Source organism: bacterium (assembly GCA_018814885.1).
Classification (GTDB): domain Bacteria; phylum Krumholzibacteriota; class Krumholzibacteriia; order LZORAL124-64-63; family LZORAL124-64-63; genus JAHIYU01.
In genome coordinates this window covers 8,367-30,540 of sequence record JAHIYU010000097.1, presented here as the reverse complement: position 1 = coordinate 30,540, position 22,174 = coordinate 8,367, and the positions used below count along the sequence as shown (strand labels likewise).

Genomic DNA, 22,174 nt, shown 5'->3' with positions numbered 1-22,174 from the left:
GGCGACGGCGCGGGAACGGGCCGGCCGTTCCCGCCGTCGGGCTCAGTGGTCGTGCCGGCCGTGCCTGCCGCCGGTGTCGTCACCCTGGCCGTGACCGTTGCCGTCGTGCTCGCCCGTCCCGCTGCCGGGACCGAAACCTGTGCCGTCGCCGGGGCAGTCTCCGTCACCCGAGCCGTCGCCCGGCCCGTAGGAGAAACCGAAGCGATTCATGAGGCCCATGGCGTCCTCGCCGAAACTCCGACAGAACAGCCCGCTCTGGTGGTCGGCCCCGAACTGGTTCCCGGTGCCGTCGGCCGGCCGGACGTAATCCGGGTCGAGGCCGTTGGGGATGCCGTCGCCGTCGGCGTCGGGTGCGAGGTCGTTGAACCCGTCGCCGTCCTCGTCGATGAAGTTGCAGACGCCCTCGCCCTGGCCCTCGCCGGGTCCGAAGCCCTGGGCGTTGGCCGCGGCTGCGATCAGGACCAAAGCGGCCACGACCGCCAGCAGGAAGAATGTACGATTCATGATCCGATCTCCTTTGAGGCTCACGGTGCTGGGCACCATTGTCAGTCGCCACCGTGCGCGCCGATTTGCAACCCGCGTGCCGGTTCGGGAGTGACGTGGCCTATGCGCGTAACCGACATCATCCAGGCAAGATACAGGACCAGGGCGGCGGCCGGGCCGTGTACGTTCGGGATCGGTTCGCAGACATCGACGAGGGCGGGGGCTCCGCTTCGCAGATTCCTGCGGGCGCCGCGCGGGCGTCATCCCTTCCGGGCGTCCCGCCATTTCTTCAGCTTGTAGCGCAGCCCGCTCTCGGTCAGACCAAGGTGTCGGGCCGTATCGCTCTGGTTGCCGTGGAAGCGGGCCAGCGTCTCGGTCACGATCTTCCGCTCGATACCGACGAGAAAATCGTTCAGGTCGCCCCGGACCATCGAAGCGTCGGGCAGTTCGTGATCCGCCCTGTCGGGGCCGCACAGGGCCGCGGGCAGATCGTTCCGATGGATCACCTCGCCGCGGGTCAACACCACCGTCTGCTCGATCGCGTTCTCGAGCTCCCGCACGTTGCCCTTGAACGGGTGCGACATGATGCAGTCCATGGCTTCGCGGCTGAAGGTGCGCGCGCGGCGGTCGTAGCGCCGGGCGTACACCTCGAGGAAGTGGGCGGCGAGTTCGGGGATGTCCTCGCGCCGTTCGCGCAACGGGGGCAAGACCAGGTTGACCACGTTGAGACGGTAGAAGAGATCCTCGCGGAATGATCCGTCGGCGATGGCGGCCGGGAGGTCGCGGTTAGTGGCCGCGAGCACCCTCACGTCGCCCCGGCGCGGTCGGACGTCGCCCACTGGCGTGTATTCCTGGTCCTGCAGGAAACGCAGCAGCTTGACCTGCACCGCCGGGGAGAGATCGCCTATCTCGTCCAGGAAGAGCGTCCCGCCCCGCGCCGCCTCCACGCGGCCGATGCGGTCGCGGTCGGCGCCCGTGAAGGCTCCCCTGACGTGACCGAACAGCTCGCTCTCCAGCAGCGTTTCGGGCAGGGCGGAGCAGTTGACGGCCACGAATGGGCCTGCGGACCGCTTGCCGAGGTCGTGGATCGATCTGGCCAGCAGTTCCTTGCCGGTGCCGCTCTCGCCGAGGATCAGGGCCGTGGCGTCCGTTTCCGCCGTGCGCCCCGCGCGCAACAGGACGTCCCGCAGGGCCTCCGATCCGCCCAGCAAGCGGAAGCCCCCGATGCTCTCCTCGAGCCTGCGTCTCAGCGCCCGGTTTTCGCGGACGAGTTCGCGGGTGGCCAGCGCGCGGTCGACGACGATCTCCAGCTGATCGAGGTCGATGGGCTTGGTCAGGAAATCCGCGGCGCCCGACTTCATGGCGGCCACCGCCACGTCCACGGTTCCGTAGGCCGTCATCACGACGACCGGCACGTCGGGCTTGAGTTCCCGGCACTCGATGAGCAACTCGTGACCGGAGAGGCCGGGCATGCGCATGTCGGTCAGCAGCAGGTCGATCGACTCGCGCCGGAGCAACGCGAGGGCGGCGGCGCCGTCGGCCGCCTCGAGCACCGTGTGACCGCGGTCGCGGAGCACACCGGCCAGGGTTTCGCGCTGTCCGGCCTCGTCGTCGACCACCAGTATGACGCCGATCTTCACCTGGAACTCCTAGACAGGGGGAAGCGGATCTCGAAACGGGCACCGCCCGGGAACGCGGAAGGCTCTGCCAGCGCGATCGAGCCGCCCATCGCGGCGACCATCTGGGCGGTCAGGCTCAGGCCCAGACCCGTGCCATCGGGGCGCGTCGTGAAGTACAGGTCGAACACCCGGTCCCGGTGCTCGGGACGCACGCCCGGGCCGTCGTCCTCGACGATGAGCAGCGCCTGGTTCTCGTCCCGGGTCAGGGACACGCGCAGCGTGCCGGACCCGGCGAGGGCTTCCGCGGCGTTGCGCAGGAGGTTCTCCAGGATCTCCAGGACGAAGTCGCGGTCCAGCTCGGCGTCCAGGTCGGCGATGCGCGTATCGCAGACGATGCCGTCACCGTAATAGGCTGCGGCGGCCGTGTCGACCGTTTCGCGCACGACCTCGCCCAGGGCGATGGGCTTCAGCGCGGGTTGCCGGGGGGAGGCGAAATCCAGGAACTGCTGCACGATCTCCTCGATCCTGGCGCTCTCGTTCCTGATGAGCCCCGCCTGTTCCCTGACGTCCGCGGTAACGTCGTCGCGGCGGACGAGCCTCTGTGCGATCATGTGGATGGCGTTGAGCGGGTTGCGCACCTGGTGCGCAACCCCAGACGCCAGCGCGCCCATGGCCACCAGCTTCTCGGACCGGCGCGCTTCCGCCTCCCTGGCGCGGAGTTCGCGCTCGATGCGCGTGACGGCCCGGCTCAGGGTGCTCTGGCGTTGCCAGGCCATCAGCAGCGACGACGCGAGGATCACGCTGAACAGCAGGACGATCGCGCGCATGAGGGTGCGCCGGCGAATGTCTCCCCGCACGTCGTCCAGGATCGAATTGTCCAGGCCGATTCTGAGCAGCACGTCTCCCGGACTGCCCAGCGAGACCACACGGGCGACCTCGAAGACCTTTCCCGCCGGCGATTCGTACTCGCGCGTGATGCGCTCCGCGCCCTCGGCCAGGGGGCGCAGTCCGGGGTCATCGCCTGGGAGCGGGAATCCCGTGACGTCCCCCGAAGCGGCGAGGATGCCGTATTCGTTCTGGATGACCACGTAGCGGACGCCGTGGCCGGCGCCGAGGGTCCTGATGAGGTGCCCGGGGCCGAGCTTCGCGCGGGCCGCCGCCAGGCTGTCGGTCGCGGCGGCTGCGGCGCCGGGATCGCGTACGGCGCCGGACGCTTCCGCCGCATTCCGTCGCAGCTCCTTGTCGTAGAGGTTGTAGGCCTCCAGGCCGTGGAGACTGCTCACGGCGATGACGTCGGCGATGGCCCCGGCCTGCGACACCATGAGCGCCTCGACCTGGTCCACGCGGCTGCTGGCGTCGCGATGTGACATGTAGATCAACAGGATGGCCAGGATGGCCAGGGCCGCGCAGACCATCAGCACGCGAACAGGTGTCGGGCCCGACGCCGCGGCGCTCATGCGCGGCCCCCTCCCGAGAGGAAGCGCCGACAGATATCCACGATTCGCGGCGCCGCGTGGCCGTCGCCGTAGGGACAGACCGTTTTCGCCATCGCCGTGCGGGCGTTCTCGTCCCCGAGCAGGCGGGTCGCCTCTGCGAATATCGCTTCCTCGTCCGTACCCACCAGGCGGACAGTGCCGGCGGCGACCGCTTCGGGCCGTTCCGTTTTCGCCCGCGTCACCAGCACCGGCTTGCCGAGGCCGGGCGCCTCCTCCTGCACGCCGCCCGAGTCGGTGATGATCAGCCGGCAGCGATCCAGCAGCCGCACGAAGGGCAGGTAGGGCACAGGATCGATCAGGCGGATGTTGTCGGAATCGCCGAGCAGCCGGTGGACCGGGGCCTGGACGTGGGGATTCAGGTGCACCGGATAGACGAACAGGTGGTCGGGGAAGGCGGCCGCCAGTCTCGCGAGGGCGCGACAGACCGCCTCGAATCCCGCGCCGAAGTTCTCGCGGCGATGACCGGTGATCAGCACCAGGGGGCGCTCGCCGGCGATCAGATCCGCCGCGAGGCCGGGGACCGCGGGAGGTTCCCGGCGCACGCGCGCCAGCGCTAGGCGCAGGGCGTCGATCACCGTGTTGCCCGTGACGTGGATCCGCTCCGGCGGCACGCCCTCGCGCAGCAGGTTGTCGCGGGCGGTCCCGGTGGGGGCGAAATGCAGGTCGGCCAGGCGCGTGGTCAGGACGCGGTTGGCTTCCTCGGGGAAGGGCGCGCGCAGATCGCCGGTGCGCAGCCCGGCCTCCACGTGCCCCACGGGGATGTCGCGGTAGAAGGCGGCCAGGGCCGCGCAGAACACCGTGGTCGTGTCGCCCTGCACCAGGACCAGGTCGGGACCGTGGTCGCGCAGGTAGGCGTCGATGCCGGTGACCGCGCGGGAGGTGAGGTCCGCGAGCGGCTGGTCGGGCCGCATCAGGTCGAGATCAACGTCGGGCGTCAGGGCAAAGACGTCCAGCACCTGGTCGAGCATCCTGCGGTGCTGGGCCGTGACACAGATGTGGGACGCCAGGTCCGGCGCCTCCCGCAGGGCCAGGGCCACCGGGGCCAGCTTGATGGCCTCGGGGCGCGTGCCGAAGATCAGCGATATCCTGTTCATGCGACCCCCGCGCGTGTTGTTGATTTTGCGATGATGCGTGCTTACAATAGCCGCTCCCGCGCGAGAAGCCCAGCAATTGGTCATCGACCTGCGGCACGACGGTCGGCCGGTAGGGGTCGTCCGGTGGAAGGATGCACGTTGAACGCCCAGCAGATCCGCGCCCGCTTCCTCGAGTTCTTCGCCGACCGCGACCACGCCGTGGTGGCGTCGTCCTCCCTGGTGCCCGAGAACGATCCGACCCTGATCTTCGCCAACGCCGGCATGAACCAGTTCAAGTCCGTGTTTCTGGGCATGGAGAAGCGGGACTACGTGCGCGTGGCCACCTGCCAGAAATGCATGCGCGTCAGCGGCAAGCACAACGACCTGGAGGAGGTGGGCCGCGACGCCCGTCATCACACCTTCTTCGAGATGCTGGGCAACTGGTCCTTCGGCGACTACGGCAAGCGGGAGTCCCTCGTCTGGGGCTGGGAATTCCTGACCGGGGACATGGGCCTGGATCCCGCCAACATGTGGGCCTCGGTCTACAGGGACGACGACGAGGCCTACGCCATCTGGCGCGACGACATCGGCCTGCCCGCCTCGCGCATCATGCGGCTGGGCGACCTGGACAAGGGCGACGACGAGAACTTCTGGTCCATGGGCGACACGGGCCCCTGCGGCCCCTGCTCCGAGATCCACTACGACCAGGGGGCCGACATGGCCTGCGACCACCCCGACGGTTGCACCCTGGGCGTCTGCGACTGCGACCGCTGGCTGGAGATCTGGAACCACGTCTTCATGGAGTCCGACCGCGACGCGTCGGGCAAGCTGACGCCGCTGCCCATGAAGAGCGTCGACACGGGCATGGGGCTGGAGCGGCTCGTCGCGCTGGTCCAGAAGGTGCGCAGCAACTACGAGAGCGACCTGTTCACGCCGATCATCGATTCCATGTCCGAACTGAGCGGACGCGCCCCGGCGGGCGAGGACCGCGTGTCGATGCAGGTCATCGCCGACCACGCGCGGGCGGTCTGCTTCGCCATCGCCGACGGCGCCGTCCCCGGCAACGACGGGCGCGGCTACGTGGTGCGCCGCATCCTGCGCCGCGCCGCGCGGCACGGGCGCAATCTCGGCCTGCGCGAGCCGTTCCTCTGGCGGGCGGCCGAGGTCGTCGTCCGCGAGATGGGCGCGGCCTATCCGGAGCTGGTCGAGCGGCAGGACCGGGTCCTGCGGACGATCCGGCGCGAGGAGGAGCGGTTCAACCTCACCCTGGACCGCGGGCTGCAGGTCTACGCCGAGATGCGCGACTCCGCCGGCGGCGGGCGGTTTTCCGGCGAGGACGCCTTCAAGCTGCACGACACCTTCGGTTTCCCCCTGGATCTCACGCGCGTGCTGGTGGAGGAGGACGGCTTGAACGTCGACGAAGCCGGCTTCGCGGCCTGCATGGAGCGCCAGCGCGCCGCGAGCGGCAAGGAGCGGGCGTTCCGGGCCGGCGTGGGACCCTGGCGCGCCGTGCGCGCCGGAGAGGACCCCGCCGCCTGCCGCGCCGAATTCACCGGCTACGGGTCCCGCGAGGAGCGGACCCGGGTGGTCGGCGTGCGCGCCGCCGGCGCGCACAGCTCCCAGCTGCTCTTCGCCCGCTCGCCTTTCTATGCCGAGGCCGGCGGTCAGGTGGGAGACGGCGGCACGGTGGAGCTGGCCGACGGCATGAAGCTCGAGATCCTGACCACAGTCGCCGACGAGACGGGTCCCGTCTCGCTGGTCGACGCCGGCGCCGACAAGCTGCTGGGGCTGCTGGCGGAGAACGACGCGGTCACGCTCCGTGTCTCGGAGGATCGCGTGGCCATCATGCGGCATCACACCGCCACGCACCTGCTGCACGCGGCGCTCCGCCGGGTTCTCGGGGATCACGTCGCCCAGGCGGGCAGCGAGGTCGGTCCGGACAAGCTGCGCTTCGACTTCCACCACGACAAGGCGATGACCGCCGCGGAGATCGCCGCGGTCGAGCGGCTGGTCAACCGCGAGGTGCTGGCCAACGGCGAGGTCCTGGTTCACGACGGCGTGCCCCTGGCCGAGGCCCGCCGGCGCGGCGCCATGGCCCTGTTCGGCGAGAAGTACGGCGAGACCGTGCGCATGATCGAGGTGCCCGGCACCGGCGGCGATTTCTCCCTGGAGCTCTGCGGCGGGACCCACGTGTCGCGGACCGGGGACATCGGTCCCGTCCGCATCACCGCCGAGGGCAGCATCGCGGCGGGCATACGCAGGCTCGAGGCGGTGGCCGGCGAGGCGGCGTTGGCCCTGGCCGCCGCTGAACGTACCGCGCTGGCCGCCGTGCGCGGCGCCCTGCACCACGACGGAGACCTCGTCGAGCGCGTCACCGGTCTGTTGGCCGAGCGCGACACCCTGGCTGCCGAACTGCGCGGCCTGCGCAGCGAGGCCGCGGCCGGCTCCCTCGAAGAGCTGATCGCCGGCGCCGCCGAGATCGGCGGCGTGCGCGTGCTGACCGCCCGCGTGGCCGCGGAGGACCGCGACGCCCTGCTCCAGCTGGGCGACCGCGCGCGTGATCTGCTCGGCAGCGGCGTCGTCGCCCTGGCGGCGGAGTGGGAGGGCAAGGCCACCCTGCTGGTCACCGTCACCGCCGACCTAGTCGACGCCAAGACCCTCCACGCCGGCGACCTCGTCAAGGCCATCACCGCCGAGGTTGGCGGCCGGGGCGGCGGGCGCCCCGGCACGGCCCAGGCGGGTTTGCCGGGCTCCGAGGCCATCGATCCCGCGCTGGCACTGGCCGCCGAGGCCGTCCGGGACGCATTGGCCTGATCCGGCCCGTATTTCCGCTCATTCCCTCTCAAGCTCACCTTCCCGGCTGCCGATAGCTCCAGGGTACAGGTACCTGTGCGGATGTCGTCGGCGCGCGTCGGGGGCGTTCGCGGGCTGTTCGCGCCGTTCAGCCGGGAGTATGTGTAACGATTTTCCGCAGCGACATGCGCAGCGACGGGCGGGGAAGAGTCCGGACGGGACTCGTTCTCGCCGTGTGCCTGCTGGTGGCCGCGCCGGCGGTCGCCCAGATGGCGACCGGCACGTACACCGGCGACGGAACCGCCTCGCGCATCATCTCCGACGTCGGCTTCCATCCCGACGTGGTCGTCGTCAAGGGGGACCGCGGCAACTCCGCCGTCATCCGCACCTCGCGCATGGGTGCGGGCCTGGGCAAGGAGCTCGCCAAGGACCTACCCCTCTCGACGGCATTCTTCGGCGATTTCACCGACGACGGCTTCGCGGTCAAGAACGCCGATCACGTCAACCGCGCCGGCACCCGTTACGACTGGGTGGCCTTCGTGGCCGACCCGGGCCGCGTGGTCGTGGACGACTACAACGGCAACAACCAGGACAACCGCGAGATCGCCGTCGGCTTCCTGCCCGGCTACGTGATCCTGATCCCCGACCACGACGCCCAGGGCCTGCAGCGTAGCTCCCCGATGCCCGACGACTTCTGCCTGCCCTTCGACAACGAAGGCGCTATCAACGACCGCATCAAGTCGTTCACCGATCAGGGCTTCGTGGTGGGCAGCGACCAAGCCGTCAACGGCACCACCAACACCTATTTCTACATCGCCTGGCGCGCCGAGCCGGGGTACACGGGCGTCGGGACCTACCAGGGCGACGGAAACGACAACCGCGACATCACGGCCGCCGGTTTCGTGCCGAGCTGGGTGCTGACCAAGATGGACGGCGGCGAGGACGGCATCCACCGCACCGCGTCGCTGACGACCTCGGGGGAGTCACTCTTCTTCAACAACAAGACCAACGACGTCAACCGGATCCAGGGCCTGCGCGAGGACGGCTTCCAGCTCGGCAGCGACAAGGACGTCAACGAAAACGGCAAGGACTACTACTGGGCCGCCTTCGGCATCGTGGCCGATCCGGCCGTGGCCCAGGTGGCCGACCGCAGCACCGCCATGGTCGGCGATCAGATCGTCTACACGGTGACGCTGGCCAACCAGGGGCCGGGCCGGATGTCCGGCGCGGCCGTGACGGATCCGCTGCCGAGGGAACTCGCCTACGTCTCGTCGACGGCGAACGTCGGCACCTTCGACCCCGTCTCGGGCGTCTGGAAGTTGACACGCCTGGATCCGGGCGAGGCGGCCATCCTCGAGATCACAACCGAGGTCCTGCCCGGCAGCGCCGGCCGCACGCTGGTCAACACGTCGAGCATCACCTCCTACCCGGACAACGATCCCGATCCGGCCAACAACCAGGCCTCGACGTCCGTGGAGATCCTCAGGGCGGCGGACCTGAGGCTCACCGGCTTCGCCGACGACGCGTTCCCCGAGGTCGGCCAGATCGTCACCCTCAGCGTCGGCGCCCAGAACCTCGGCCCCGACGCCGCCACCGGCGTTGAGGTGGACGGCGCGCTGCCCGACGGTCTGGAATACGTCTCCCACGTCGCGAGCGTCGGCACTTACGAACCCATCGCGGGCGTCTGGAGCATCAACACGCTGGGCGCCATGAACGCGGCGCTGTTGCAGGTCGAGGCCCGCGTCCTGGAGAGCGCCATCGGTCAGACGCTGACCTATGACGCGGTCATCACCTCGGACGTGCTGGATCCCGCGCCGGACAACAACGCGCTCGCGATCGTCCTGCGCGTCCTCGCCGCTGACCTGGCGCTGGACATGACGGTCGACGATCCGGCGCCGGCCAGCAACGACGAGGTCCTCTATAGCCTCGCCCTGCGCAACGACGGCCCCGACCCCGCCACATCGGTGATGGTTCGTGACCTGCTGCCGGACGGGCTCACCTACGTGACGGCCTTCACGAGCCAGGGCGGCTACGACCCGGTGACCGGCGACTGGGACGTGGGGTCGCTGACGGCCGGCGAATCGGCGACGCTGGACCTCACGGCCGCCGTCACCGCCGAAGAGCCCGGCATCATCACCAATACGGCCGCAGTCCTGTTCGCCAGCCCCGTCGACCCGGACACGGGCAACAACACCGCCCAGGTGGACATCGACGTCCAGGGGCTCGACGTCGTCCTGAGCGGAACGGTGGACGACGACCGCCCCGACGTGGGCCAGACGGTCGCCTTCTCCATAACCGCGGAGAACGCCAGCACGCTCGACGCCACCAACCTCACGATCCAGGATCTGCTGCCGGCGGGCCTGACCTACCTGAACGCGGTGCCCAGCCGGGGCACCTACGAGCCCGGCAGCGGGATCTGGGCGGTGGGCGGTCTCGCGTCCGGCGCCAGCTGCGTGCTCCTGTTGACCGCGTCCGTGGATGCGGGAACCGGCGGTACGACCCTGGTGAACGTGGCGACGGTCGTCTCCGTCGACCAGCTCGAGGAGGATGTCGCCGACAACCAGGTCGAGATCCCGGTGACCGTGCGCGCGGCCGACCTGCAACTGGTCAAGAACGTCGATGATCCGATGCCGGTGCAGGGCGCGCAGGTCGTGTTCACGGTACTGGTGACCAACCAGGGCCCGGACGACGCTTTCGCGGTCGTCGCCGCCGACACGCTGCCGGAGGGGCTGGTCTACGTCTCGGACACGGCCGATCGCGGCGGCTACGACCCCGTCACCGGCCTGTGGACGATCGGCACCGTGCCCGCGGGCGTGACGGCGACCCTCGCGATCACCGCCGAGGTCCAGCTCGACGTCGGCTCGGGCGATACGGCCACGAACACCGCCTGGATCGTCGCCGCGGACCAGGAGGATCCCGATCCGGCCGACAACCACGACAGCGCGCTGCTGACCCAGCAGAGCGCGGATCTCGCCCTGAGCAAGTCGGTGGACGACCCGGCACCCGCCGCCGGCGAAACCGTCGTCTATACGCTCGTGCTGCGTAACGACGGGCCCAGCGCCGCGGGCGGCGTGGCCGCCAGGGACACGCTGCCGACCGGCGCCGAATACGTGTCGCACGATCCGCCGGCGAGCGGCTACGACGCCGTCTCCGGCCTCTGGTCAGTCGGCGTCCTGGGCGTCGCCGACGCCGATACACTGCGCATCACGGCACTGATCGGGGCGGCGTCCAGCGGCGCGACGCTGGTCAACGAGGTCCGCATGACAGCGTCCGACCAGGCCGATCCCGACGACACCGACAACCTGGCGCAGGCCGCCCTGACGGTGCGCGCCGCCGACCTGGCCGTCGTCCTGTCGATCGACGATCCGGCGCCCACGGTGGGAGACACCGTGCGTGTGGACATCGCCGTGGCCAACGACGGTCCCGATACCGGCGACGACGCGATCCTGGACGTGGCCCTGACGTCCGGCCTGGAACCGGTCGCGTGGGGCGCCACCGGCGGCGACTACGACCCCGTCGCCGGCGCGTGGTCGCTGTCGGGGGTGCCGGCTGGCGCCGGCGAGACGCTGACGCTGTCGATGCTGGTGCTGCCGGGGACCATCGGCTCGACCCAGTCGGTCACCGCGGCCGTGTCCGCGTCGACCCCGGGCGATCCCGACCCCGCCGACGACGCCGGCGCGGCGGAACTGGTCGTGCGCGGCGCGGACCTCGTCGTGGACAAGTCGGTCAACATCCCGGCTCCGTTCGTGGGCGAGAGCGTCCTGTACACCCTCACCCTGCGCAACGACGGCCCCGACGACGTGTCTTACGCCGTGGTGAGCGATCCGCTGCCGGCCGGCCTGGCGTACGTGTCCCACACCCCGGCCTGGGCGGATTACGACCCGGCGAGCGGCCTGTGGGCGGCCGGTCCGGTCGCCGCAGGTCAGACCGTCACCCTGTTCCTGCAGGTGCTCGTGGCCGAAGGGGGGGCGGGCGACGTCATCGTCAACACGGCGACCCTGGTCCAGTCCGACCTCGCGGATCCCGATCCCGCCGACAACCAGGACGAGGCCGCCGTCACCATCCCGTCGGCCGATCTGAGGGTGGATCTGGCGGTGGACGACCCCGAACCCTCCCTGGGCGACAAGGTGGCCCTGACGCTGTCGGTCCGAAACCTGGGACCCGACACGGCCACCGGCGTGGTACTCCGGCAGGACCTGCCCCCCGAGCTCGCCTTCGTCTCTTCCATGCCCGGCGGCTACGACCCCCAGGGCGGTCGCTGGGTCGTGGGCGAGCTGGCGATGGGGGGACTCGCCGAACTCGTGGTCAACGTCGCGGTGGGCCAGGAGGCCATCGGCGACACCTTGACGGTATCCCTCACCGTGGACGAGGTCGACCAGGACGATCCGGCGCCAGGGGACGAGAGCGACGCCGTGGAGCTGCGCATAAAGCCGGATGCCGACCTCTCGGTCGCGCTGGCGCTCGACCACGATGCCGCCAACGTGGGCGACGAGGTCGCCTGGACGGTCGCGCTGGTCAACCTGGGTCCCAGTCCCGCCACCGGCGTGGCGCTGCGGGACACGCTGCCCGAGGGCCTGGTCCTGACCGGTTGGAGCGCCCAGGCCGGCATCTACGAACCGGGCACGGGGGTCTGGTCGGTGCCGGCACTGGCGCCGTCGGAGACCGTCGCGCTGACGTTGCGGACCGGTGTGCTGCCGGGCAACGGCGGGGCCGACCTGGCGGGCTCGGTCACCCTCACGGCCTCGGACCAGTCCGACCGCGACCCGGGCAACGATCGTGCCCTCGCGACGCTGCACGTGCTCGGCGCCGGCCTGGGGCTCGTCTCCTTCGTCGACGTGACCACGCCGAACGAGGGGGACGACATCAACTTCACCCTCTTGGTGAACAACCTAGGGCCGGACGCCGCGACGAGCGTCACGGTCGTCGACACCCTCCCCGCAGGACTCGCGTACATCTCGCACACGCCGCCGACGGAGACCTTCACCCAGGGGATGGGCGGCGTCTGGCTCTGGGACGTGGACCAGGTGGAATCACGGACTCCGCGCGTGCTCTTCGTGCGTACCCGCGTGCTGGAGAACACCACCGGGCAGTTGTTGCGTCACGTCGCGCGTGTTGTCGCGGGTCCCGAAGAGGATACCCAGCCGGACGACGACGTGGCCGTGAACGAGATCGCGGTGGAAGGCGCCGATCTCGGCCTGGCGATGACGGTCGACGACGCGACACCGGCAGAGGGCGACACCTTGCGCTACCGGCTCCTGGTCACGAATCACGGGACCAACGACGCTACAAGCGTGGCCGTGCGCGATTCGCTCGGCGCGGGGCTGAGCCTGCTCGCGGTGGAGCCCGAGGCGGGATTCGACGCCGAGACCGGGATCTGGACTGTGGGCGCCCTGGAGGCCGACGAGGGACGCGAGCTGTTCCTCACCGTCCGGGTCGACGAGCGGACGGGCGGTTCCCGCCTCCTGCATCGCGCCCGCGTCATCGATCTGGACCAGGTCGATCCGGTCCCCGACAACGACGCGGTCGACGTGGAGGTCGAGGTGGCGTTGCCGGGCGAGGGGCACGTGCTGGCGTCGGCGACCGCGCTGCCGGACGCGCCGGTCTATCCGCTCGGCGCCGCCGTGGACGTGCTCGCCCTCGAATTCGTGAACTGGTCCGTTGTGCCCGACACGCTGGACGTCATGACGCTCGTCAACGCCACCGTCGGCGGTGGCACCCAGGCCCAGCTCGACGCCTCGTGGGCGCGCCTGTCCCTCTGGCGTCTCGTCGACGGCGGCCGGATCCTGGTGGCGGCTACGGAGGCCGGCTGGCTCGACGGCGCGGTTACCTTCACCGGTCTCGACGTGACGCTGGCGCCCGGCGACACGGTCAGGCTGGTGGCGGCCGGTGCCGCCTCGGCGACGTCCCATGATGGCGACAGCTTCGGGTTGACTCTGAATGAAGAGACGGATCTGGTTTACACACGCACGGTTACGACAAATGCAACCTGGCCGCTGACGACCTCGTCCGCATTCGTCGTCGATGGCTTCGTGGCGGCCCAGGCGACGGTGGAACCCGTGGACGCCGGCGTGCTGGCGCCCGGCGGCACCCACCATCTCGCCCTGAAGACGATCCTGCCCGCCGACGGGTACGCGCCCCACGTCCTGAACGCACTGTCGGTCGTCAATCTGGGCACCGCGCGGCCCGTCTCGGAAATCGCCGCGGTCCGAGCCTGGCTGGACGACGGCGACGGCAGTTTCTCCACGATCAGCGACGAACAGCTCGGCGAGCTGGCGTGGACGGGAGACCGCTGGATCCTGGCCGGCCTCTCGCGGACCGTGCCCGTCGGCGGCGTCCGCGTGATGATCTCGGTCGACGCCGCTCCGTCGGCGGAGGGGCAGCGGAGCGTACAGCTGGCGATCCCGGTGGGGGGCGTGACGACCGGCGGGGGCGCCGACGGTCCGCTCGACGCGCCGCTGGTCAACCCCTTCGCACAGGTCGTCAGCGGCACCGACCGCCTCTGGCTGTCGGCGGCCACGATCCCCTGGCGCAGCGTACGCCCGGACGGCGGCGAATCCCTGCTGCTCCATCTAACCGCGACCAACACCTTCGACGAACCGCGGACCCTGACGGGCCTCAGGGTGACCGGATCGGTCACCTCTCCGTACACGGAGGATCAGGCCGTCCTGGACGGCGTGGTCTCGCAGCTCCTGCTCCGGGACGATGCGGACCACGACGGGGCCTACACCGTGGGCGACGCGACCGAAGTGCTCGGCGCCGCCAGCCTGATCGATGGAACCGCCGTCTTCGGCGGACTCGGTTGGGCCGTGCCGCCTTCGACGACGCGCCACCTCTTCGTCACCGCACGCCTGTCCTCCGAGGACGCGGCCGACGGCGACAACGTCGCCGCGGCGATCACCAGCGCCGTGGACGTGCAGTTCGCCGAAAACGCCGAGCTGGCCGGCAACTGGCCCCTGGGTTCGGGCGGACTGGTGGTGGACGGGCTGCTCGCGTCGGCCGTGACGGCGAGGCCGGTGCCCTCGCGCTCGGTCGCCCCCGGGGAGGGGCCTGTGATCGCCCTCGACCTGACGGTGCCCCGCAACGGCCACGCCGACGACGTGCTGGAGCGCTTGAGCTGTGACAACCTCGGCTCCGCGACAGCCGGCGACCTCGCCGAGCTGCGCCTGTGGCGCGACGGCGGCGACGGTGCGTTCGACGCCGGCGCCGGCGAAGGCGCGGATGATCTCGATCTCGGTGCGCTGGTCCCGCAGGACGGCCTGTGGGTCGCCGGCGGCCTGGGCGAGCCGGTCGGGGCCGCCGGCGCGCGCCTCTACGTGGGCGTCATCGGCGCCGCCGCCTTCACGGATTCGACCACGGTGCTGCTGGCGCTGCCGGTCGATGGGCTGCAGTACGCCTCGAACAACGACGGACCGCTAGACGTCGGGATCGCACCCGGGGGGACGCTGCTGCTGAGCCGTGCCCCCCTGCAGGTCGCCCTCGAGGCCGCTCCCGCCGAGGTGATCACGGGGCAGCAGGTGAACGTCCGCATGGCCGTCCGCAACTCTGGCATCGAGGCCGTAGAGGGCATCGTCCCCTCGGCGCTGGCCATGACGGGCGACGGTGGCCTGATTCCGACGGGCGGGCCGGACCCCGGCGCCTTCGACCTGGCGCCGGGAGAAATCGACACCTTCGCCTGGACCTTCGCGGCCGGGACCGTCGGCACCGTCGTGCTGTCGGGCACGGCGGGCGGCACGACACCCGGCGGAGCGCCGCTGATCTCGCTGCCCATCTCCAGCGGTCCGATCCTGATTGTCGCGCCGCCGCCCAGCCTGGTGATGTCGACGCTCTCCCAGCTGCCGTTCGCGGTCAACGGCGGCCAGACCGACGTCAGCGCCCTGACGCTCGAACTCGCACATCCCGGCGACGCAGGCTCGGCCGCCGTGCGCATCGTAGGTCTTGTCGTCGGCCTCGAGGACGGGTTCGGCCAGCCGGTCCTGGCCGGCGGCCTGCTCACCGGCGTCAAGATGCGCGCGGACGGCGTGCTGCTGCATTCCCACGTCGTCGGCGAGGACGACGGCCCCGAACTCGACCTGTCGCCCACCGCTGATCTCGTCCTGCAGCCGGGCGCCGGCAGCGTGATCACCATCAACCTCGACGTCGCGATCGGCGCGGCCGGGGCGGAGTTCCGCCTGGTGCTGGCGCAGACCGGCCTGACGGCCACCGACGTGGTGGCGGGCAGCGCCGTCGAGGTCGTGTTGGAGACAGGCGCGTACCCCGTGATGTCCGAGTTGACCCGGGTCGTGGATGGAGCTGCGGCGCTGCACGTGACGGCGGGCGCGGCGGGCGATCCCGAGGCGAGCCTGGGACAGGCCGGGGTGAGGCTGGCCGGCCTGTCCGTGACCAATCCCGGCGAGACCGAGCTCGACGCGGGCATCCAGCTCGGCGTGGCCGCGGTGTCCCTGTTCGGCGCCGATGATCTGCCCCTGGCCGACCCGGCCGCGGTGCTGGCCGGGCTCAGCGTGTGGGTCGGCGGCGACCAGCTGGCCTGGCTGGACGTAGAACCCGGCCTGGGACAGCCCTTCGCCCTGCCGGTGAGCACGCCCGTGGCCGTCGCTGCCGGCCAGTCGGTCGAGCTGGAGATCCGCGGCAATCTGCGTCCGGAAGCCCCCGTCGGCATGTACCGGCTCGCGGTCGACGACGCGGAGTACTGGGACGCGCGGGACGCGAATTCGGGCGTGCCGGTACCAGTGGTCGCCGATCCGTTCCCGCTGCTCGCCGCGCCCTTCGACATCGTGATCCCCGCGACGCTGGTCCATCTGGGCGGGCGTCCGAGCGGTCCGCCCACGCTGACCGAGGGAGCTCTGGGCCAGCCGGTGCTCGAGGTCGATCTGCGCCATCCGGCGTCGGCCGGCACGGCGCCGGTGGCGGTCGACACGTTGCGGCTGCAGTGCGTCGACGGGACGGGCGCCGGCCTGGGGACGGAGACCTTCTTGCACCGCGTCACGGTCCTTTCCGGCGGGGACGTGGTCGGCGCGGCCTTGAGCAACGGGAATATCGACGGGTACGTCGCGGTGCCCGTGGCTGGGGTGATCGTGGCGCCGTCGTCCAGTATTACCCTTGGCGTTGCCGTCGATCTGCTGAGCGGCTCCGGCGTCGAGGTCTTCTCCTTCCTGCTCGCGCCGGAGGGCGTCCGGGCGGTCGACGCTCACCTGCACACGCCCGTCACGGTCACCGCCGACGCCGGCGTGGTGGTGCCCCTGTCCAGCGGGCCGCGCATGATCCGGGTCGCCTCCGACGAACTGATCGTGTCGGCCGAAGACCTGATGCCGGCCGTGATCTCCGCCCTGGCCGGAGAGACCGCCGTCATGCGGCTCGGACTCGCGAATCCGGCGCCGGCCAACGCCGGCAATCTCGTGGTCGACGGGGTCGCCCTGCGGGCCCGCGGCTCCGCGAAGACGGAAACGGCGCTCGGCGATCTCGCCGGCGAGATCCTGGCCTACCTGGAAGGCGCTCCCTGGGGCACGAGCGGTCCCCTGTCCCGCAGCGACACGACCGCCGTGATCACGCCCTACGAGGTGCTCGAACTAGGGCCCGGCGCTGCGGGGACGCTCGAGATCCGCATGATCCTGGTGGAGAATCCCGCCGCCGCGTCGATCTCGCTGGGCCTCGCCCTGGACGACATCTCGGCCCGCCAGCCCGAGGGCGAACTGGTCGCGGTGAGGATCCTGCCCGCGCCGGGCCAGGTGTTTCCGTTCTGGACAGAAGCGGGGACGCTGACCGCGGCCACCCTCGAAGAGAGCTACAGCAACTTCCCGAATCCCTTCGCGGCGGGACGCGAACGCACCGCCTTCGTGTTCGTCCTCGGCGGCGGCGCGACGGTGGATCTGCGCCTCTACACGCCGCGCGGCGAACTGGTGCGCACCCTGCTCGACGGCGCCGCGCTGGCCGCGGGGCTCCATCAGGACGTGACCTGGGACGGTCGCAACGGACGCGGCGACGTGGTGCGCAACGGCGTCTATGTGGCCGAACTGTCGGTCGGGGGAGACGACGGGACGTCGACCCTGCTGCGGCGGAAAGTGGCGGTGGTGAGATGAGACGGCGCGGTCCCGTCATCGTCCTGCTGCTGGCCGTGCTGTCGGTCCTCGCCGCCGCGCCGGCGTTCGCGCTTCCGGACGACGGCGGCGTACGCTCGGTCTTCGCCCTGGGCGCCGGCAACCGCGCCATCGGCCTGGGCGGCGCGTACGCGGCCATCGCCGACGACGCGAGCGCCGCGCTCTGGAATCCGGCCGGGCTTGCCCTGCTCGACCGCCGGCACGTCGAGTTCACCAGCACGAACCTCTTCGGGATGGGGTTCTCGGAGAAGTACGTCTCCCTGGCCTACCCGCACTGGCGCCTGGGCAACGCCTCGCTGACACTCCGCACTTTCGGCGTGGACGGCATCGAATCCCGAGACGATCGCAACGTCCTGCTGGCCGACGATCTGAAGGACCAGGAACTCGAGATCCTGCTCGCATACGCCCGCGCCCTCCGGTCCGGCGTGAACGTCGGCGGCGGCTTCAAGCTGCAGCGGCATAGCCTGGCGGGCTACGCGGGCAGCGGCTTCGGCATCGACGCCGGCGTGCTCGTGCATCCGCTCGTGCTGCGGGGCGGCGATTCGCCCGCGGCCCGGGCCTGGACCCTGGGCCTGGCAATCCGCAACCTGGTCGAGCCGTCGGTCCGCCTCGACGTGGAGAGCGTGCCGGACCCCCGCGCCATGCGCCTCGGCACCGCCTGGCGCCGTCCGCTCGGCGAGACGCTCCGGGGTCTGCTCTCGCTGGACTTGGAAAAGACGGCGGGCATGGACTCGCGCCTGCACCTGGGCGCCGAGGTAGACTATCGCGACCAGGCCGCGTTGCGTCTGGGCGTCCTGGCCGGCACCCTGACCGCCGGCTTCGGGCTGCGCTGGCGGGACGTGCTCGTCGACTTCGCCTTCGAGGATCATCGCCTGGGCGCGGTGAAGCGGCTCGGCGTGAGCTTCCTGCACGGGCCGCCGGTGGACCAGGTCCGCCATGACGCCCTGGCGCGGGCCGCCGAGGATCAACGCCTGCAGATGGACCGGGCCTTCGCCGAGAGCGATCGCGCGCGACGCGAGCAGCTGCTCGCCTCCGCCCGCAGCGCCTTCTCGGCCGGGGACCACTCCAACGCCCTGGACCGCCTGTCGATGTCGCGCCTGCTCGATCCCGACAACGCCCAGGCCGCGGCCCTGGAGCTCGAGGTGCTCGGCGACCTGGCCCGCGTGCAGGTGCAGGCGGGCGACCTGGCCTCGGCCATCATCACGCTCGGCCAGCTCACGGCCAAGGCGCCGCAGGATACCGTGGCCCAGGCCGAACTGCAGCGCCTGCGCGACCTGAGCGCGGTGAGCGCCAGGCGTTCGCACGACATCGAGGATCTCTACGCGCGCGGCCTCGACGCCTTCGTCGCCGACGAGCTCGACGAGGCCCACGGGCTCTTCGCCGAGGCCCTGGGGCTCGCCCCGCAGGACGCGGACATCCTGGCCATGCTCGACCGGGTCCAGCGCAAGCGGACCCAGCGTCTGGCGGCCGTCTGCGGCGAGGCGCGAAGCCTGGTCCGGGTGGGGCTGGTCGACGAGGCCGAGGCGGCGGTCGCGAGGGCGGCGTCGCTGGGCGCTCCCGCGGACACGCTGTCCAGCCTGCGCTCTTCCATCGGCGAGCGCCGTCGCCAACTCGCCTACGAGCAGGAGCGTCGGCAACGCGAGCACGAGATGGCGGCGCAGCTGGCGGCCCTCGGCAACGAACCGCCCGTGCGGGCCGACGCCAAGACCGGGACGGGCGCGCTCCCGCCGACGCTCAGCGCCAGTCGCCGCCAGGAACTCGCGGCCCTCTCGCGTCGCGCCCGCGAGCTCTTCGACGCCGGCGACGCCGACGAGGCCGTGCGCATCTGGGAACTGGTGTGGTCCGAGAACCCGCACGGCCAGGAGGTCTGCGATGCCCTGCGCGAGGAATACCTGACGCGCGGAATGGCGGCCTACGCCGCGGGCGATCTGGCCGGCGCGGTCAAGATCTGGGAGCAGGCCTTGCGCGTGGCGCCGGACGATCCGCGCACCCAGGGCTATCTCGAGCGCGCACGGCAACAGCAGGCGCGGATCCGCGCGCTGCAGGATAGCAGCAGGGACGGCGCCGGAGGTGTGCGATGACCGTTGACGGCAAGGGCGTCGGGGCCGCAGGGCGGCCGAAACCCCGGCGCGTGGTGAGCATGAGGTTGATCGTCAGCGGCGCCGCGGCGACGCTGGTCGCGATCTGTGTCATCGGCGTCGGGGCCGTGTCCGAGAAGAACACACGCGAGCTGCTCGCGTCGGAAGTCGAGGCCCGTCTGCTGCTGGAGGCCTCGAACCTGGCGCATCTGAGTGCTGACGCCCTGCTGGACGACTTCCCCGAACTCACTCTTAACCCCGTAGTGTCCGAAATCCAGATGAAGCGCCCGGACCTGGCGGTGGTGGCGGTCCTGGACCACCAGGGCACGATCAAGGGGCACTCCGATGTCCGGATGTACGGCATGAGCCTGGCCCTGCTCGACAGCCTGGTGCCGGTCGAGACGAGTCTGGAGCTGGACGAAGGCGAGGTGTTCCTGGGCAGCGGCCACCTGCTGGTCGCGGCGGTGGACGCCCTGCGCACCGACGGCCAGCGACTCGGCCGCGCCGTGGTCGGGCTGCGCCGGGACACCGTCGAAGCCCTGGTGACGCGGGCCAGGCGTCAGCTGCTCCTGGTTTCCGCCGCGCTGTTGCTCGTCAGCCTGACGGTGTCCGTGCTGCTGATGCGCCAGCTGCTGCGTCCTGTCGCCGTCCTGCGCAAGGGTCTCGAGAGGATCGGTCGCGGCGACCTGGACAGTCCCATGCACATGCACGACCGCACCGAACTGGGTCTGCTGGCCGATACCGTCGACGACATGGCCGCCCGTATCCGGGAGTCCCAGCGGGGCCTGGTGGAGAAGGAGCGGCTGGCGCACGAGATGGATTTGGCCCGGGACATCCAGCTCTCCCTGCTGCCCAAGTCCTACACGGTCGCCGGCGAATTCGTCATCGAAGGGTCCTATCAGGCCGCCGCGGAGGTCGGCGGCGACTTCTTCGACGTCTTTCGGCTGCCCGACGGCCGGGTCGGCTGCATCATAGCCGACGTGGCCGGCAAGGGTCTCGGCGGCTGTCTCGTGACGTCCATGCTGGCCGTGCTGATCCGCTCCCTGCGCGACCGCTTCGATTCGCCCCGCGAACTGCTCATCGCCCTGGAAGACGGGCTGGTCGATCAACTGGCGCCGGGAGTCTTCGTGACCGCCTTCTTCGGTATCCTCAACCCGGAGAGCGGCGTGCTCACCTACGCCTCGGCGGCCCACAGCCCCCTGCTCGTCTACCGGGCGCAGAGCGGCGAGGTGGAGAGGTTCGAAACCCGGGGCATCCCCATCGGTGCCATGCGCGGGGGCGTGCTCGCCGGCACGCTCCAGGACGCGGAGATCGTCCTGGCGTCCGGGGATCTGGCGCTGCAGTACACGGACGGCCTGAACGAGGCTCCGCACGCGCACACCGAGGAGGAATTCGGCTTCGGACGGATCGTGGAGGTGCTGGCGGAGAAGTCCGGGTCGGGCCGCCGGACCCTGCTGAAGACCCTGCAGGAGAGGGCCCGACGCTGGTCGGGTAATCTGCCCCAGAGCGACGACCTCACCCTGCTGGCCATCAGCCGCGAGGGCGCGGTCCACAGGCGGGTGGCCGATCGTGTCAACGGATTCACCAGCGACGAGGACCTGCTGGACAACCTGCTCCACGCCCTGCATCTCAAGCTGAACGCCGATCTGGATCAGCTCGGCGAGATCGGTCGGTGGATCGGGATGACACCCGGTCTGAAGGGAATCCCGGAGGAGGAGAGGGCCCTGCTCGAGACGGGGCTGTACGAGATCTGCGCGAACATCGCCGAGCACGGGTACGGCGGGGACACGGAGCGGTCACTCGATATCTGGTGGCAGCCGGACGCCGACGCCGACGGCGAGGGCGACCCCACCCTGTTACGGGGGCATTTCCTGATCCGGGACCGGGGGGCGCCGTTCGACCCCGCGGGCTGGACGCCGCCGGATCTGTCGGACAAGGTGAACCGTCTGAAGGGACGCGGCCTCGGCATGCTGGTCGTCGACAAGCTGGCCAGCGACAAGACCTACCTGCCGGGCACGGCGGTGGGAAATCTGTACCTCGTCGGATTCAGATCGCTGCTCGACAGCGACAAAAGTGAGGAGATTCATGTCTAGTCAGATGAAAACCCAGCTGGTCACGGACCAGCATTGCCACCCCGTGCTGTACGTCAGCGGCCGGATCGACGCCGCGGCGGCGCAGGTCCTGAGGGAGGAGTGCGCCGCCCTGAGAGCGGCCGGCAACAAGAGACTGGTCGTGTCGCTGGCGGACGTCTCCTTCGTCTCCTCCAGCGGGCTGGGCAGTTTCCTGGTCATCAGCGAGGAGTTCAAGGGGACGGGCGGCAACGTGATCTTCGCGGCGCCCGTGCATTCGGTGCGGCATGTGCTGAAGCTGCTCAACCTGGACCAGTTCCTCGACCTCGCGCCGGATGTCGTGTCGGCGCTGGAACTGGCCCCCGTCTGACCGTCATCCGCGGCGTCCCGGCCGGCCGGGCCTGCAGAGGCCGTCGGCGTGCGTGCCGCCTGCCACTGCCCGCTGCAGCTTGAAGTTGCGCCTCCCATCGCG

Annotated in this window: 9 protein-coding genes; 5 read left to right on the top strand and 4 right to left on the bottom strand. The window is 70.7% G+C overall.

What is annotated here, in order from left to right:
• Positions 1–42 precede the first annotated feature (42 nt).
• The 4 genes from KJ554_05995 to wecB all read right to left on the bottom strand — a co-directional run bounded on the left by KJ554_05995 (position 43) and on the right by wecB (position 4,692).
• A complete protein-coding gene (locus tag KJ554_05995; protein MBU0741891.1) occupies positions 43–504 on the bottom strand; it encodes a hypothetical protein in 462 nt (153 codons plus the stop codon).
• 239 nt (positions 505–743) lie between these two features.
• Positions 744–2,117: a sigma-54 dependent transcriptional regulator gene (locus KJ554_05990; protein ID MBU0741890.1), complete on the bottom strand. Its 1,374-nt coding sequence runs from the start codon at positions 2,115–2,117 to the stop codon at positions 744–746.
• Between the two features lie 2 nt (positions 2,118–2,119).
• A complete protein-coding gene (locus KJ554_05985) occupies positions 2,120–3,559 on the bottom strand; it encodes a hypothetical protein (GenBank protein ID MBU0741889.1) in 1,440 nt (479 codons plus the stop codon).
• Positions 3,556–4,692: a UDP-N-acetylglucosamine 2-epimerase (non-hydrolyzing) gene (wecB, locus tag KJ554_05980; GenBank protein ID MBU0741888.1), complete on the bottom strand. Its 1,137-nt coding sequence runs from the start codon at positions 4,690–4,692 to the stop codon at positions 3,556–3,558. Before wecB ends, KJ554_05985 begins: the two co-directional genes overlap by 4 nt.
• Before the next feature lie 138 nt (positions 4,693–4,830).
• Between wecB and alaS the strand changes: the two genes are divergently transcribed.
• From alaS to KJ554_05955, 5 genes are all read left to right on the top strand, one after another.
• The gene (gene alaS / locus KJ554_05975; protein ID MBU0741887.1) at positions 4,831–7,485 is read left to right on the top strand and encodes an alanine--tRNA ligase; all 2,655 of its coding nucleotides are present in this window, start codon (positions 4,831–4,833) and stop codon (positions 7,483–7,485) included.
• Between the two features lie 164 nt (positions 7,486–7,649).
• A complete protein-coding gene (locus tag KJ554_05970; GenBank protein ID MBU0741886.1) occupies positions 7,650–17,537 on the top strand; it encodes a DUF11 domain-containing protein in 9,888 nt (3,295 codons plus the stop codon).
• Positions 17,534–19,636, top strand: a complete 2,103-nt coding sequence (locus tag KJ554_05965) for a PorV/PorQ family protein (GenBank protein MBU0741885.1) — start codon at positions 17,534–17,536, stop codon at positions 19,634–19,636. The genes KJ554_05970 and KJ554_05965 overlap by 4 nt, the downstream gene beginning before the upstream one ends.
• On the top strand, positions 19,633–21,726 hold the full coding sequence (locus KJ554_05960; GenBank protein MBU0741884.1) for a SpoIIE family protein phosphatase: 2,094 nt from the start codon (positions 19,633–19,635) through the stop codon (positions 21,724–21,726). The genes KJ554_05965 and KJ554_05960 overlap by 4 nt, the downstream gene beginning before the upstream one ends.
• Positions 21,719–22,072 carry an STAS domain-containing protein gene (locus KJ554_05955; protein MBU0741883.1) on the top strand — a complete coding sequence of 118 codons (354 nt, stop codon included), beginning with the start codon at positions 21,719–21,721 and terminating at the stop codon, positions 22,070–22,072. The genes KJ554_05960 and KJ554_05955 overlap by 8 nt, the downstream gene beginning before the upstream one ends.
• The last annotated feature ends 102 nt before the right edge of the window (positions 22,073–22,174 follow it).